We start from the raw sequence: 14,071 nt of genomic DNA on the forward strand, positions 1-14,071 counted from the left end.
GGAGAGGCCCCCTCATCCGGCCGCTTCGCGTCCACCTTCTCCCCGTGGGGGAGAAGAGGCTAGCGCTTGTGCCGGCTCCTCTCCCCTTGGGGAGAGGTCGGATTGCCCCGAATTGCCCTTTGCAATTCGGTTGGCAATCCGGGTGAGGGGGCCTTTGCCGTATGTGATATCCCCACCCTTCCAAGGCAGGGATATCAGAGACTTACTCGCCCGGACCCTTACTCGCCCGGACCCTTGCAGGCCACGATCTGGTCCTTCGTGTACGTCGTCCAGCCGGGGATCGAGATCGAGACCGGCCATTCGGGGCTGAGCGATGGGTCGGCGGCGGCCTTCAGCTTGGCCTTGCCTTCGTCGGTGGCGTTGTCCCACAGCTGCGGGTCGACCAGCACGGTCTGCTGGGCCGGCTTCTTGCCGTCGAGGATCTGCAGTGCCAGCGTCACGCCGGCACCGCCGATCGAGCCGGGGTTGGTGACGGCAGCGCCGACGAGGCCCTTGACCGAGCTCAACTGGCCGACGAAGCCGGCATTGTCGGCGCCGACCACCGGCACCAGCGGCGCCTGCGATTCCGTCAGCGCGTCGACGATGACGTTGTCGATGCCTGACGTCCAGACGCCGTTGAACGGCGTGCCGGTGGCCAGGAACGACAGCATCTGCTGCTTGGCCTGGTCCTGCTGCCAGCCGGTGAAGACTTCCTGCGCGACCTTCACATTGGGGAATTCGGCGAGCGCCTTCTTGAAGCCTTTGTCGCGATCCGAGTCGGCGGACGCACCGGCCGCACCGCGCATGTAGAACACTTCGCCCTTGCCGCCCATCTGGCCGAACAGCCATTTGGCGCCGAGATAGGCATACTGTTCCTGGTTGTTGGAGATGATGTAGGCCGACGGTTCGGTGACCGCCTGGTCGACAGCAACGACGACGATGCCGGCCTTGGTGGCTTCTTCGAGGCCCGCCTTGATGCCGGCCGGATCGGCGGGGTTGACGACGATGGCGTCGACCTTGGCGCTGATCAAATTACGAATGTCTTCGAGCTGGCCGGCGGCATCGGTGTTGCGGTGGGCGATGTTGAGTTTTGTCACTTCGCCGGAAGCCAGCGCCTGCGCCTTCATGGCGCACACCATCTCCTCGCGCCAGCCATTGCCCTGGACGGTGTTGGAGATGCCGATCGTGTATTTGCCGGCGGCGGCCGAGACGCCCACCGAGGCCAGCAAGGCGGCACCCGCAAGCAGCGGGACCATGGTCAGTATTTTCTTCATTTCAGACTTCCTCCACATTGTTTTTCAGTTTCAGTTCCAAGTCGTTGAACCGTGTCGCTCAGAAAGAGATTCAGGCGGCTCAACTCGTTGTCCTCCGCATGTCGTTGCCGACATGCTTTCCCTGGGCATGTCGTTGCCCCAAAACCGCTGGGCACTTTTGGGCGACATGCTCTTCTCCTCACTTGACGAAGGGACGCAGCACGTCGCGAGCAAGCAGGAAACCGCGCTTGACCTGATCGTCGCTGCCTTCAAATCGCCTGTCCTCGTGTTCGATGATGACCGGTCCATCATAGCCGGCGCGGTAGAGGCCGGAGAAGAAGCCGCTCCAGTCGACGTCGCCCAGTCCCGGCATGCGCGGCACCTGCCAGCCTATACCCGCCGAGAGGATTCCGCGCTCGTAAAGTCCATCACGATCAATCATCAGGTCCTTGGCGTGGACATGCAGCATGTAGGGGCCGAATTCCCTGATGAAGCGGGCTTGGTCGATCATCTGCCAGACCAGATGCGAGGGGTCGAAATTCATGCCGACCTCGCCGCCCCAGGCTTCCAGGATGCGGCGCCAGACAACAGGCGAATAGGCGATGTTGTGCCCGCCCGGCCATTCGTCGTAGCTGAAGATCATCGGGCAATTTTCGAAGGCCAGCTTCACCCCGTGGCCGCGCGCATAAGCGACGATCTCGGGCCAGATTTTCAGCGCGTCCTGCCAGTTGACGTCAGGGGTTTTCGAGGCATCGCCGCCGCAGAAGGTGTTGACGACGGAAACGCCCATATTGGCGGCCAGCGCGATCACCTTCTTCAGATGGGTGATGACCGCCTCGCGGTGTGCTGCGTCGGGATGCAGCGGGTTGGGATAATAGCCGAGGCCGGAGACGGTCAGTTTCTTTTCCGCCAGCGAGGCCACGATTTCCTTGGCCTGTGCGGGCGAGGTGGAACCCGCGTCGATATGGCTCGTACCGGCATAGCGGCGGGTCGCGCCGGATGTTTTCGGCCAGCAGGCGATTTCCAACGCCTCGAAGCCAACAGAGCTTGCCCAGCTGGCGACATCGGCAAGCGGCGTCTCCGCGAACGGCGCGGTGAGCAGTCCAAGTTTCATCATGCCTCCCTAAAGCGTTTCATCGTTTCACGCTGAACCGCTCTATCCCTTTGTTTTTGCGCAATTCCGGACGGAAAACCGTTTCACACTTTTCCTGGAATTGCTTTTGTCGTGGCTTCACGATCAACTCTTATAATGCCGATTGTTTGGATCGCTTCAACCTCGCGACCTCATCTTGTTCCAGACTGTGCCGGACAGCCGCCATCGGATCGTCCGAAAGCAGTTCGCCGAGCGCCGATGTGATGGCCGCGCGAAAAACCTCGTTCGCTGCAAGGCCGGGATCGAAAATCGTGTCGATGGCTAGGATGGCCGAAGCCAGCGCCCGCGCATCGTGGCCGGTCGCGTCGGCTATCCAGGCCATCTTGCCGGCATAGGGGTCGGACACCGGCCAACGTTTGCCGAAACGCGACGAGGCCTGGATGAGGTAGGCCATCCAGCCGGCGACCGGCACCGACAGCAGGCCGATACTTCCGCCCTGGCCCAACCGGTCGCGGATCGGATTGAGCAGGCGCTGGACGATCTTCTGCGAGCCATCGGTGGCGATCTGGTGGTTGCGGTGGCGGATCGCTGTGTTCCTCAGACGACCAAGGCTCTGTTCGACATAGGCGAGAGGCAGGACACCGGGCACCGGCATCAATGTCGGCTGCGTTTCCTCGATCAGCATGCGCCTGATGAAGGCCGACAGCAGCGGGTCGGCGATGGCATCGGATGTGTGCTCCAGCCCGGCCAGCACGCCCAGCGTGGCGAGCGTTGTCTGGGCGCCGTTCAGCACCCGCATCTTGAGATGCTCGAACGGTGTGACGTCGTCGACGAAGGTGGCGCCGACCAGGTCCCAGCGCGGCATGCGGCCGGCGAATTTCTGCTCGATCACCCATTGCCGGAACGGCTCGCCGACGGCAACGGCACCATCGCGGTAGCCGAACCATTGCTCGACGCTGTCAAGGTCATCTTGCGTCACCGCCGGCGCGATGCGGTCGACCATGGCGCAGGGAAAGGCGGCATTGGCCGCGATCCAGTCGGCGAGACCGTTGCCGCGCCGTTCGGCAAAACTCCGCACGACATTTTGCAAGATGACGCCGTTGGTCGGGATGTTGTCGCAGGAGAGCAGCGTCATCGACCGGCCATGCGTGGCGCGGCGCAGCTCCAAGGCCCGCGCGATAATGCCGGGGACGCTGCACGGCGCCTCGGGATTGGCGAGGTCATGGACGATGTCGGGATGGTCGAGGTCAAGGTCACCGCTCGACGGGATATGGCAGTAGCCTTTTTCGGTCACCGTCATCGTCACCAAGTCTATGTCGGGTGAGGCGAGCACCTCGAGCGCCGGTTCCGCACTCTCCTGACTGTCGACCACTTTGACGATGCTGCCGATGACGCGGGCTTCGATATGGCTGTTTTCGCGGATCAGCCTTGTGTAGAGGCCGCTCTGCCGGCCAAGCGTCCCGGCAAGGCTGGGAGGGCGGATGTTTATGCCGACCACACCCCAGCGGTCGAACTGCAGTGACAGCAGATCGTCGGTGTATTCGGCCTGGTGGCTGCGATGGAACGCGCCGACACCGAGATGCGCCATGCCCGGTTGAAGTGCCGTGCGGTTATAGGCCGGCTTCTGCACGCCAGCGGGGAGCCGCACCAGCAGTTCCGGCCCGAGTGTTTCCAGCGAAGTCGAACCAGCGTTCACCGGTTCGCTCCCATCACCGACTGTTCCTGATCGATCACGGCGCCGGTCATCGGCCCGGCCGCATCGGAAAGCAGGAAGACGGCAAGGTTGGCGATGTCGTTTGGCGTCAGTAGCCTGCCGAACGGTTGCGCGGCGTTGGCGGTGTCCAGCCAGCCAGGGCCATGGCCCAGCGTCTCGGCCTGCATCACGCGCTCGGCCGGCGTGTCGGTCCAGCCGACATTGATGCCGTTGACGCGGATGCGGTCGAAGCGGTGGGCGTTGGCGGCGTTCTTGGTCAGCGTCGCCAGCGCGCCCTTGGTGGCGGAATAGACGGCGAGTTCGGGCGAGCCGCAATGGGCGTTGATCGACAGGATGTTGACGATGGCGCCGGGTTGTCCGCGTTTCCTCATGTCGGCAATCGCCGCCTGCATCAGGAAGAAGGGCGCCCGCGCGTTGACGGCGAACAGCGACGCCCAGTCGTCGAGGCTGGCATCGACGAAAGAGGCGCGGTCGGTCAGCCCGGCGGCGTTGACGAGGCCGTCGATGCGACCGAAGCGCTCGATGCAGGCCTGCGCCAACAAGGCAGGGGTTTGCGGGACTGCAAGGTCGGCGGCGACGAAGATGGTCGGCGTTCCCAAATGCGAAAGCTCCGCCGCCACGGCGTCGCCGCGCGTCCTGTTGCGGCCGGTGACCACAAGGCCAGCCGTGCCGGAGCGCGCCAAGGTCTCGGCGATGGCGCGGCCGATGCCTTGCGTCGAGCCGGTGACCAGAACCACCTTGCCGTCGAGCCTGATCTCCATTCCTCCTCCCGGAACAAAGTTTCTATTTTTCGAAATATGGAACGACAATTCCCGATAGTCAATTGTGCCAGCAACACCTCATGCGCCGCGCTTTGCCGCGACTCCTTGGACCAGCGCCATGCCGACCGCCAGCGAAGCGGCGAGCGAGCGGAAGCCGCCGAAGTCCGATTCCACCACTTCCAGCCAGCTGTCCGACAAAGGGATCAGCGGGCTGAACGTGCTGTCGGTGAGGGTGACGATGCGGGCCTTGCGCTCATGCGCCACGGCGACGAGGTCAGGCGTGATCGAATTGTAGGGGCTGAAGGACACCGCCAGCACGGTGTCGCGTGCGCCGATGCAGCCGACCTGGTCGAGTGCGGACGAGCCGACATTGTCGACCAGCACGTTGCGCACGCCCTGCTGCGAAAGTGTCAGCGACAGGTAGGCGGTGACGGGGAAGGCACGCTTGGAGCCGATGACATAGATCAGGTCCGCGTCCGCCAGCAGTGCCACCATCGTCTCGAAGCTCTCGACATCGAAGCCGGCCTCTATGCGGCCGAGCGAGGCCTGCGAGGCGCCGACCATGCCATGCAGGAAATGCGTGGCGGCGTTGGGCTCGGCCTCGGTGCGCGGCTCGCCGCGCCCGTCCGGCCACGATCCCTTGATGTGCTCCTTGAACAGGCCCTGGAAATCCGAAAAGCCGGAATAGCCGAAGATCTGCGCAAAGCGCACCAGCGTCGAGGGTTGCACGCCGGCCTGTGCCGCCACCTGCGCGATGGTGCCGAGCGCGACATCGCTCGGATGCTGCCACAGGAAGATCGCGACCTGGCGCAGCCGCTTGGGGAAATGCACGGTGCCGGATGACAGCACCGCGCGCAGTTCCTCATAGGTCCGCGGCTGGATATAGCCCAGCGCCGCCAGCGAGCGCCCGCGCTTGCGCGTCGCCGCCTCGTCGGCGCTGGATCGTCCGGATGATTTGCTTGCCCCACTCATGAGCCTCAGGCTAGCGTGGCACAATTGTATTACAATATGAAATTTGGAAATCTTGTTCGAAAGTGGTAGCCGCGTCCTGACACTGACATCGGCGCATGGTTAGAGGAGAAAACATGGTCTATGCAACATCGGACGGGTCGGCGGGGAAGCGGCTGAGGGTCGGCATGGTTGGCGGCGGCCGCAATGCCTTCATCGGCGCCGTGCATCGCCTCGCCATGCGCCTTGACGACCAGATCGCGCTGGTCGCCGGCGCGCTGTCCTCCGATCCGGAGAATGCCGCGGCTTCCGCCGCCGAGATCGGCATCGCACCAGAACGCAGCTATGCCGATTATCATGCGATGGCGCTGGCTGAAGCCGCGCGGCCGGACGGCATCGAGGCGGTGGTCATCGTCACGCCCAACCATCTCCATGCGCCGATCGCGACCGCCTTCCTTAAGGCCGGCATCGACGTGATCTGCGACAAGCCGCTGTCGACGACGCTGGCCGATGCGCAAGCATTGGTCGCGCTGGCCAAGGCGAAGAAGCGCCGCTTCGTCGTCACCCTCAACAACACCGGCTACGCCATGGTGCGGCAGGCGCGCGAAATGGTGGCGGCGGGCGCGCTTGGGCGGATCGTGTCGGTGCATGGCGCCTATATCCAGGACTGGCTGACCAAACCGATCGACGCCGAGGGCCAGAAGCAGGCGGAATGGCGCACCGATCCGGCCAGGGCAGGGCAGTCGGCGGTGCTGGCCGATATCGGCGTGCATGCCTTCAATCTGGCGAGCTACATTTCGGGCCGCGAGGCCGAGGCGGTGTCGGCCGACCTGTTCACCGCCGTGCCTGGGCGGCGGCTCGACGACAATGCGCATGTGCTGGTGCGCTGGACAGGCGGGGCGCGCGGCACGATCCTGGCCAGCCAGACCTCGCCCGGCCACTACAACGATCTGTCCGTGCGCCTCTATGGCGACAAGGCCGGCCTCGAATGGTCGGGCGGCCGGCCGGAGGAACTGCGCTTTTCGCCCTATGGCGAGGAAACCCGCACGCTGGTGCGCGGCGGCCATGGTTCGACGGCGGAAGCCCAGCGCGTGTCGCGCATGCCGGCGGCGCATCCCGAAGGCTACATCGAGGCCTTCGCCAATTTCTACCGCGACGCCGCCGACATCATCCGCGCGCATCGGTCCGGCGGCGTGGTCGATCCGGAACGCGCGGCACAGGTGCCGGATGTGGTCGATGGCGCGCGGGGGGTGAAGTTTGTCGCGGCGGCGGTGGAGTCGAACGCCGCAGGTGCGGCGTGGACGGCGGCGCGGTTTGCGGGATGAGCCGATCTCCCCCCACGAGGAGGGAGATCACTTAATATCCAGCTCATCCGCCAAATCCCGCAGCATGGACCGTTGCCCCACAAGGATCTTGGCCTCTGCCTCGGCCAAGGTGAACCAGCCGGCCCTGTCGACTTCCGGAAATTCCTTCATCGACCCGGAGCGTGGCGGCCACTCCATGGTGAAGGTGTTGCTCTTGATCGCGGCGACATCGATCTCGGCTCTGGCTTCCACCGACCAGGCGACGACGATCTTGCCGCCCGGCTGTTTGTAGTCGCCGAGGCGCGCGAAAGGGCCGTGGACCGTGACGCCGAGTTCTTCCCCGGTCTCGCGCTGCGCGGCCGCCAGTTCGTCCTCGCCTTCTTCGACAAGGCCCTTCGGGATCGACCAGGCGCCATCGTCCTTCTTTGCCCAGAACGGGCCGCCGGGATGAACCAGAAGCACCCTGATTTCCCTGTCGCTTCGACGATAAATCAGCAAGCCCGCACTGCGTTTTGCCATTTTTGCATGTCCATCTGCGGCTTTGATGCGAAGTCGACCGCATCTGATTCTTCAGGGATAACAAGCGCTGATCTTGCACCAAAAAATTGCGACGCTATGTCTGATGCATCTGCATTGCACCTCACCGCAGAGTTCGGCATTCTGATAGAATCGTTTTGGGGCGGCGTCGAAAGCCAGTTGGGGCGTCCGAATGCAACTCAGTCTGATCGGCTACTACAGCGACTTCGTGGTCTATCCTCTGGTGATTGCCATATTGGGGGTAGCCGGGCTGATCGAAGCCGGCGAAGAGGGTTCGCCGGGCTGGATCGGCACCGTGCTTGTCTGTCTCGGCCTGTGGACGTTGATCGAATATGCGCTCCACCGCTACGTCCTTCACCACGTTCCCTACATCAAGGATCTGCACGACCGTCACCATATCGAGGAGCGCAGCCCAGTGGGCACGCCGACCTGGCTTAGCCTGGGCGTGCATGCGCTGATCGCAGTATCCGTTTGGCTGATCTCGGATTTCGCGATCGCGAGTGCGGTTGGCTGCGGCCTGATGCTGGGATATCTCTGGTACGTCAGCGTCCACCACATGATCCACCACTGGCACCCCAGCCATCCCAGCTATCTCTACACGCTCAAGCGCCGCCACGCCGTGCACCACCATATCGACGACGACGCCAATTTCGGCGTGACGTCGATATTCTGGGACCGGGTTTTCCGCACGGCGCGGCTTTGAGGGACTGTTTGGAAATTCTACTCCGGCGGCCATCTAGCGGCGTTTTCTGCGCTTCCGGTGCTCACGGACCCAAATGTCCGCTGCGCTCCGGTTCTCGAAACCACCACTATATGGCTCGCCAGAGCGAATTTCGAAACAAGTCCGTGAGGGCGTGCTGCGGTCGTTCAGCGCCGCTTGCCGCGGCCGACGGGAAACTTGGCGCCGCGCGGCCCGCTCACCACCGGCGTGTTGTGCTGGTTTTCGTCGGACAGTTTGCGCCAGCGGGCCAGGCGTTCGGGATCGAGCGTGCCGGCCTTGATGGCAGCCTGCACCGCGCAGCCCGGTTCGTGCACATGCGTGCAGTCGCGGAATTTGCAGAGCGGGGCAAGCTCGGTGATCTCGGCAAAAAGCGTGTCGATGCCATAGCCGACATCGCTGACCTGCAAAGTGCGCATGCCCGGCGTGTCGATTACCCAGCCGCCGCCGGCAACGGCATGCAGCGAGCGTGCCGTGGTGGTGTGGCGCCCCTTGGCGTCGTGTTCGCGAATAGCGCCGGTCTGTTGCGGCGATTGCTGGCCTGACCCCGCCAGCGTGTTGACCAGCGTCGATTTGCCCACGCCGGAGGAACCGATCAGCGCCACCGTCTGCCCCACGCCGCACCAGGCGGCGAGTGCTGTCGCGGCATCGGCTATGCGTGGGTTCAGCATAACCACAGCCAGCCCGCGCTGCAGTGCGGCAGCCTGCTTCTGGTATGTCTCGGCGTCTTCAGCCGTATCGGCCTTGGTCAGCAGGATAACCGGTGTCGTGCCGGCTTCGTTGGCCAGCGCCAGATAGCGCTCGAGCCGGGCGATGTTGAAGTCGGCATTGCAGGAGGTGACGATGAACAGCGTGTCGACATTGGCCGCGGCCAGCTGCGGCACCCGGCCGCCCTGGGTGCGGCGTTCCAGCACTGTCTTTCGGGTCAGGCGGCGTTTCACAAGCTGATCATGCGGCTCGACCAGCACCCAATCGCCGACGGCGTAGTCACCAGTGTTGGCATTCGGCGGCAATGTCAGGTCGATCTGGCCGGACTGGGACAGGCCACTCAGGCGATCGCGATGCACCATGGCAATGCGCGTCGGGATCAGGCCCGCGTCATCGGGCTCAAGCTGATCGCCGAAGAAATCCGACCAGCCAAGGCTGGCGAGGGAGGATGATCGGGCGCCGAGGACCGTCATGGCTTTGACCAAGGGTGTGGCGTCGCAGACATGGACAATGTCCCTGACAATAAGTGTGAGGTGAGGCCTCTCGGCACGGACAGGCGATCAGCCCAAGCCGCTGTATGGGCGGCACGGCGGGGTTTGGCAAGCATTTGCGGCTGCATGCGGCAGGGATGGCCGGTTTGCTTGTAGCCAAGCGTTATGTGTGGTTCCCTCGAGGCGGGGTTACATGAATGGGGGTTGATTATGCGGCTTCTTGCGATCGCCGGCTTGCTGGTGCTTTGCTCTCTCTCATCGGCCTATGCCGACGACATGGCGTCAGCGGAGAAGTTGTGCCGCGCGATTGAGGCTGGCGGCGGCACGGATTGCCAGATATCGGAAGAGGATCACACCGTCAGCGCGACCATCCCGGGCAATGCCCCGCATGTCAAAGGGCTGTGTTTTGTGATTTCGCACGAAACGGGAAACTCCGGCACATTCTTCACGGAGGCAGAATGGTTCCTGCTGTTGTCAACGCCAGAGATCCAGACCGTGGTTGCCCGGTGCAGCCTGCCGAGCGAGTGAAGCCGCATCATGGATGCGGCTCTTTGGCGAGACTTCGCCTCTCCTCGGTTAAACTCAACGCCATAGCGCGCGACGCCGATCTAGGCTCCTGATCTCCATGCTTCGCCTTCACGCCGGACTGGGCTATGCCGTTTTGGATTGAACGAACCAGCCCTACAACTCCTTCTCCGCCAATTCCCTGAATTCGTCGGGCACCGAGCGTGCCGCTTCCAGCGCCACCGTGCCGTAGCCGACCGCCTGTTTGCCGAAGCGTTCGCGGATCTTGTCGATGGCGCGGTCGGCGCCGAAGCGGGCGAGGCCTTTCTGGCTGCCGGGCCGGTGTTTCTCGTCGGCGAGGCCAAGCGGCAGGTCGAACTGCAGCGCGGCACTTTCCTCAAGATGTGACACCGAGATAGCCAGCAGCGAGATGGTTCTCTCATGCGGGTTATCGCCAAGCACGCCGCGCACGAGGTCTTGCGCGATTTCGGCCAGCATGGTGGTCGCCGAGATCGGCTGGTCAAGCGTGATGGAACGTGTGACGGCACTGAGATCGGCAAAGCGAACGCGCACCGTCACCGTGCGGCCTGGCCGCGCCTTGGCGCGCAGACGGCTGGCGACGCGGTCGGCCAGATGCAGCAGCGTCGGCACGATGACATCAGCCACGGCGGGTTTCTGGCCAAGCGCCGATTGCGCACCGGCCGAATGCGCCCGGCGCTTGGTCTCCAGTTTGCGCGGGTCGCGGTTCCACGACAGCGCCGACAGCTTTTCGCCGGCGGCCGGGCCAAGCAGACGGGTCAGCGCGCCACTGGGTGTCCTGGCCAACTGGCCGATGGTCTCGATGCCGATTTCGGCCAGCCTTGCCGTTGTTGCAGGACCGACGCCCCACATCAGTCCGACGGGCAGATCGTGCAGGAAGGCAAGCTCGGTGCCGGGTTCGACCACCACCAGCCCGTCGGGCTTGGCGACCTGCGAGGCGATCTTGGCCAGATGCTTGGTGCGGGCAACGCCGATCGAGATCGGCAGGCCGAGTTCGGCCCGCACGCGGCGGCGGATGGTCGTGGCGATCTCTTCCGGTGACCCGAACAGATGCGTGCAGCCGGCGACATCGGCGAAGGCCTCATCGATGGAAATGCGCTCGACCACCGGCGTGAAATCGTCGAGCACCTTGATCGCCGCGTCGCCCAGCCGCTGGTAGTGGCTGAAGTTGCCGCCGACGAAGATCAGCTGCGGGCAAAGCTCGCGCGCCTTGCGCCCCGGCATGCCGCCGCGCACGCCGAAGGCACGTGCTTCATAGGAGGCCGCCAGCACCACACCGCCGCCGACGGCGATCGGTTTGCCGCGAAGCGACGGGTCGAGCAGCTGCTCGACCGAGGCATAGAAGGCGTCGAGATCGGCATGCAGGATGGTGGCTGTCGTTTCCATCCCGACCGCACAGTCGCAGTTGCTGATAGATGGGAACGAATAGAGAACAAATGGTGAAGATTGTCAAGCAGGCGCAGTTGCCTGAACAATATGCTCCACCCGCAGCGCGGCCTTCATCCGTTCCAGCGCCGGCTCGCCGCCGGCGGCCAGTTGGTCGGCGATGCGCGCGAGCTTGTCGTCCGCCTTGCGGTGCTTGCTGCCCCAGGCGCCGAGCGTGGCCAGCACCGGCAACAGGTCGATGCCGGCCTCGGTCAGCCGGTAGATCGCCTTCAGCCCGTGGCTCGGATCGTCGCTGCGGGTGAGGATGCCTTCGTCCCGCAGCGTCTGCAGGCGCTCGGCCAGCGTGCGCGAGGAGATGCCTTCGTCGGACTGCAGGAATTCGCGAAAATGTTTTTTCCCGGCGAAGACCAGGTCGCGGATGATGAGCAGCGTCCAGCGGTCGCCGAGCAGTTCCAGCGACAGGCTGATCGGGCAGCCGGATCTTTCGCGTGTCGACATCTCTACGGTTCCGTTTTTAAGTCACTTTACTATTGACATCGTTTTTGCCTTGCGTCAACAGTTCCAAAAGTAAACCAATTTTCCCTGACCAAAGAACCAGGAAGACCCCATGAAAAAGTTGATCCTTCAGATGCAGATGTCGGTCGACGGCTTTGTCGGCGCTAGTGAGGACCATGCCTGGCAGCTCTGGGAGTGGGGCGACGACATCGGCTGGGACGAGGAACTGAAGCGGGATTTCAACGCCGTCTTCGCCGGCATCGACACTATCCTGCTCAGCCGCAAGATGGCGCAGGAGGGCTATCAGAACCATTGGGGCAATGCGGCGAAGAAATATCCGAGCGATCCGTTCTATGCCTTCGCGCAGCGCATCGTCGACGCGACGAAAGTGGTGCTAAGCGACAGGCTGAAAACCTCGCAATGGGAGCGAACGACGGTGGTCAGCGGCGACCTGCCGCGCGAGGTCGCCGCGCTGAAGGCGGGCGAGGGCGCTGACATGGTCGTCTTCGGCGGTGCCGGCTTTGCCTCGGCGCTGATCGCCGCCGGGCTGGTCGACGAATTCCAGCTGTTCATCAACCCGGCGGTGCTGGGCGCGGGACGCCGGATCTTCGACCAGGGTGGTTTTGGCAAACTGTGGCTGCTGGGCTCGAAAGCCTATGCCTGCGGCATGGTGGTCAACCGTTACGCGCCGGCGGGGTGAGGAGAGAAAATCCTGGTCTGACGTATCCTTTTTCTCGGCCCGTTCGTCCTTGGCTTTGGAAGGTCGCAGTCCGCGATCCGCAACCCTGGGAGAACGTCATGGCGAGCATCGAGAGCGAGGCGAACAGGAACCACTACGCGGCGATCACCGCCAATGCCGGCAAAATGACCAGCCTGCAGGCGATCTCCGACTTCAACGATATCAGCTGGACGACGCTGACCGGCGAACCCGGCGGCGTCGACTATATCGAGGTGGATGCCGGTGGTGTTCGAGCGCTGTGGATCGTGCCGAAGGGCGCCGACGAGCGGCGCGTGCTGTTTTATGCGCATGGCGGCGGCTTCTTCGGCGGCTCGATCTACACCCACCGCAAGCTGGTCGGCCATGTGGCCAAGGCCGTCGGTTGCCGGGCCTTGCTCTATAACTATCCGCTGGCGCACCAGGCGAAGCACCCGGCCCAGACCGAGGCGGCGATGGCGGCGTGGAACTGGCTCATCGACCAGGGTTTTGACGCCAAAGCGATCGCGCTTGCCGGCGATTCCTGCGGCGCGGTGCTGACCTATGGCGTCCTGCAACGGCTGCGCGCGCAGGGCCGGCAGCTGCCAGCCGCCACGCTGATCATCTCCGGCTGGTTCGACATGGCGCTGACCGGCGCCAGCTACGAGACCAACCGCGAGAAGGACCCGGCCTTCGCCAAGGAGTCCGTCGACTGGCTGGTGACCAACTTCATCGGCGACCGCGACCGGCTAGATCCGGAGGTCAGCGCGCTCTATGCCGATTTGAGCGGCTTTCCGCCCGTCTTCCTGCAGGCCGGCGGCGACGAGACGCTGGTCGACGAAAGCCGCATGTTCGCCGAGCGCGCCAGACAGGCTGGGGTCGAGACGCGGCTCGACGTCTTCGACGGCATGCTGCACTCCTTCCAGATGATGGCCGGCCGGGCGCCGGAAGCCGACGACGCGATCGGCCGCCTTGCCGCCTGGGTGCGGCCGAAGCTGGGGCTGCCGGATGCCGGCGGCAAAATTGCCGACAACAGGGCGGCCTGACCTTGCGCTGGTTCTTCGGGTCGAGCTTCGTGCTTGTGGATGTGCAGCACTTGCGCGATGCTGCGGTGACGCTTGAACAGTTCACCGTTTCACGGAAACGGCGAACTGCTCTAGCTGTGGAGCCTCAACAGGTTGTCCTCGGTCCAGCCGAGGCGGCTGATTGGTGTTAGTGACTTTAGGCTGCCGTGCGGACGATGCCAATTGTATCTGTGAAGCCAGACTGGAAGCTCGGCTGCACGGCTATCTGAGGTCGGATAGGCGACGGCATAAGCCCACTCCCGCAGGGCGGTCTGAATGAAGCGTTCGGCCTTGCCGTTGGTTTTTGGCGTATATGGCTTTGTGCGCACGTGCTTGAGCCCGAGCTTGCGGCAGGCTCTGGCGAAGGCCTTCGACCTGTAGCA

15 protein-coding genes are annotated in these 14,071 nt (G+C 63.9%); 5 read left to right on the forward strand and 10 right to left on the reverse strand.

The window, feature by feature from the left end; genetic code table 11:
- Positions 1 to 218: 218 nt before the first annotated feature.
- The 5 genes from A3A9_RS0130610 to A3A9_RS0130630 all read right to left on the reverse strand — a co-directional run bounded on the left by A3A9_RS0130610 (position 219) and on the right by A3A9_RS0130630 (position 5,772).
- Complete coding sequence (locus A3A9_RS0130610; protein ID WP_027030011.1) at positions 219 to 1,253, reverse strand: ABC transporter substrate-binding protein; 1,035 nt, start codon at positions 1,251 to 1,253, stop codon at positions 219 to 221.
- A gap of 178 nt (positions 1,254 to 1,431) precedes the next feature.
- Positions 1,432 to 2,346, reverse strand: a complete 915-nt coding sequence (locus A3A9_RS0130615; protein ID WP_027062039.1) for a sugar phosphate isomerase/epimerase family protein — start codon at positions 2,344 to 2,346, stop codon at positions 1,432 to 1,434.
- A 130-nt stretch (positions 2,347 to 2,476) separates the two neighbouring features.
- Positions 2,477 to 4,021: a mannitol dehydrogenase family protein gene (locus A3A9_RS0130620; protein ID WP_027062040.1), complete on the reverse strand. Its 1,545-nt coding sequence runs from the start codon at positions 4,019 to 4,021 to the stop codon at positions 2,477 to 2,479.
- Positions 4,018 to 4,800, reverse strand: coding sequence for an SDR family oxidoreductase (locus A3A9_RS0130625; protein WP_027062041.1), 783 nt, complete (start codon positions 4,798 to 4,800; stop codon positions 4,018 to 4,020). The genes A3A9_RS0130620 and A3A9_RS0130625 overlap by 4 nt, the downstream gene beginning before the upstream one ends.
- A gap of 78 nt (positions 4,801 to 4,878) precedes the next feature.
- Positions 4,879 to 5,772: a MurR/RpiR family transcriptional regulator gene (locus A3A9_RS0130630; protein ID WP_027062042.1), complete on the reverse strand. Its 894-nt coding sequence runs from the start codon at positions 5,770 to 5,772 to the stop codon at positions 4,879 to 4,881.
- A 113-nt stretch (positions 5,773 to 5,885) separates the two neighbouring features.
- Between A3A9_RS0130630 and A3A9_RS0130635 the strand changes: the two genes are divergently transcribed.
- A complete protein-coding gene (locus A3A9_RS0130635; protein ID WP_027062043.1) occupies positions 5,886 to 7,073 on the forward strand; it encodes a Gfo/Idh/MocA family protein in 1,188 nt (395 codons plus the stop codon).
- A 27-nt stretch (positions 7,074 to 7,100) separates the two neighbouring features.
- Here the strand turns inward: A3A9_RS0130635 and A3A9_RS0130640 are convergent, their stop codons facing one another.
- On the reverse strand, positions 7,101 to 7,571 hold the full coding sequence (locus tag A3A9_RS0130640) for an NUDIX domain-containing protein (RefSeq protein ID WP_027062044.1): 471 nt from the start codon (positions 7,569 to 7,571) through the stop codon (positions 7,101 to 7,103).
- Between the two features lie 190 nt (positions 7,572 to 7,761).
- On the opposite strand from A3A9_RS0130640, the gene A3A9_RS0130645 reads away from it, so the two are divergent.
- On the forward strand, positions 7,762 to 8,292 hold the full coding sequence (locus A3A9_RS0130645; RefSeq protein ID WP_027062045.1) for a sterol desaturase family protein: 531 nt from the start codon (positions 7,762 to 7,764) through the stop codon (positions 8,290 to 8,292).
- Between the two features lie 164 nt (positions 8,293 to 8,456).
- Here the strand turns inward: A3A9_RS0130645 and rsgA are convergent, their stop codons facing one another.
- Positions 8,457 to 9,488 carry a ribosome small subunit-dependent GTPase A gene (rsgA, locus tag A3A9_RS0130650; protein ID WP_027062046.1) on the reverse strand — a complete coding sequence of 344 codons (1,032 nt, stop codon included), beginning with the start codon at positions 9,486 to 9,488 and terminating at the stop codon, positions 8,457 to 8,459.
- Positions 9,489 to 9,716: 228 nt separating this feature from the next.
- On the opposite strand from rsgA, the gene A3A9_RS0130655 reads away from it, so the two are divergent.
- A complete protein-coding gene (locus A3A9_RS0130655) occupies positions 9,717 to 10,034 on the forward strand; it encodes a hypothetical protein (RefSeq protein WP_027062047.1) in 318 nt (105 codons plus the stop codon).
- Positions 10,035 to 10,187: 153 nt separating this feature from the next.
- Here A3A9_RS0130655 and dinB read toward each other — a convergent pair whose 3' ends face one another.
- Together dinB and A3A9_RS39820 are read right to left on the reverse strand one after the other, a co-directional pair.
- Positions 10,188 to 11,435, reverse strand: a complete 1,248-nt coding sequence (gene dinB / locus A3A9_RS0130660) for a DNA polymerase IV (RefSeq protein WP_027062048.1) — start codon at positions 11,433 to 11,435, stop codon at positions 10,188 to 10,190.
- Positions 11,436 to 11,498: 63 nt separating this feature from the next.
- Positions 11,499 to 11,933 (reverse strand): winged helix-turn-helix transcriptional regulator, encoded by a 435-nt coding sequence (locus tag A3A9_RS39820; RefSeq protein ID WP_033838886.1) that lies wholly within the window; start codon positions 11,931 to 11,933, stop codon positions 11,499 to 11,501.
- Between the two features lie 109 nt (positions 11,934 to 12,042).
- Here A3A9_RS39820 and A3A9_RS0130670 point away from each other — a divergent pair, with 109 nt between their 5' ends.
- Both A3A9_RS0130670 and A3A9_RS39825 read left to right on the forward strand, forming a co-directional pair.
- Entirely contained in the window at positions 12,043 to 12,630 is a 588-nt protein-coding gene (locus tag A3A9_RS0130670; RefSeq protein ID WP_027062049.1) for a dihydrofolate reductase family protein, read from the forward strand.
- 98 nt (positions 12,631 to 12,728) lie between these two features.
- Positions 12,729 to 13,670: an alpha/beta hydrolase gene (locus tag A3A9_RS39825; protein ID WP_033838887.1), complete on the forward strand. Its 942-nt coding sequence runs from the start codon at positions 12,729 to 12,731 to the stop codon at positions 13,668 to 13,670.
- Between the two features lie 110 nt (positions 13,671 to 13,780).
- Here A3A9_RS39825 and A3A9_RS0130680 read toward each other — a convergent pair.
- A partial coding sequence (locus A3A9_RS0130680; protein WP_027062050.1) for an IS481 family transposase occupies positions 13,781 to 14,071 on the reverse strand: 291 nt, incomplete at its 5' end.

This window comes from Mesorhizobium loti CJ3sym (assembly GCF_000472785.1).
In the GTDB taxonomy this organism is placed as follows: domain Bacteria; phylum Pseudomonadota; class Alphaproteobacteria; order Rhizobiales; family Rhizobiaceae; genus Mesorhizobium; species Mesorhizobium loti_E.

Excerpts from the sequence above, each read along its gene's own strand:
- A3A9_RS0130610 (WP_027030011.1), bottom strand. The coding sequence starts at position 1,253 with ATGAAGAAAATACTGACCATGGTCCCGCTGCTTGCGGGTGCCGCCTTG.
- A3A9_RS0130615 (WP_027062039.1), bottom strand. The coding sequence starts at position 2,346 with ATGAAACTTGGACTGCTCACCGCGCCGTTCGCGGAGACGCCGCTTGCC.
- A3A9_RS0130625 (WP_027062041.1), bottom strand. The coding sequence starts at position 4,800 with ATGGAGATCAGGCTCGACGGCAAGGTGGTTCTGGTCACCGGCTCGACG.
- A3A9_RS0130630 (WP_027062042.1), bottom strand. The coding sequence starts at position 5,772 with ATGAGTGGGGCAAGCAAATCATCCGGACGATCCAGCGCCGACGAGGCG.
- A3A9_RS0130635 (WP_027062043.1), top strand. The coding sequence starts at position 5,886 with ATGGTCTATGCAACATCGGACGGGTCGGCGGGGAAGCGGCTGAGGGTC.
- A3A9_RS0130640 (WP_027062044.1), bottom strand. The coding sequence starts at position 7,571 with ATGGCAAAACGCAGTGCGGGCTTGCTGATTTATCGTCGAAGCGACAGG.
- A3A9_RS0130645 (WP_027062045.1), top strand. The coding sequence starts at position 7,762 with ATGCAACTCAGTCTGATCGGCTACTACAGCGACTTCGTGGTCTATCCT.
- rsgA (WP_027062046.1), bottom strand. The coding sequence starts at position 9,488 with ATGACGGTCCTCGGCGCCCGATCATCCTCCCTCGCCAGCCTTGGCTGG.
- A3A9_RS0130655 (WP_027062047.1), top strand. The coding sequence starts at position 9,717 with ATGCGGCTTCTTGCGATCGCCGGCTTGCTGGTGCTTTGCTCTCTCTCA.
- dinB (WP_027062048.1), bottom strand. The coding sequence starts at position 11,435 with ATGGAAACGACAGCCACCATCCTGCATGCCGATCTCGACGCCTTCTAT.
- A3A9_RS39820 (WP_033838886.1), bottom strand. The coding sequence starts at position 11,933 with ATGTCGACACGCGAAAGATCCGGCTGCCCGATCAGCCTGTCGCTGGAA.
- A3A9_RS0130670 (WP_027062049.1), top strand. The coding sequence starts at position 12,043 with ATGAAAAAGTTGATCCTTCAGATGCAGATGTCGGTCGACGGCTTTGTC.
- A3A9_RS39825 (WP_033838887.1), top strand. The coding sequence starts at position 12,729 with ATGGCGAGCATCGAGAGCGAGGCGAACAGGAACCACTACGCGGCGATC.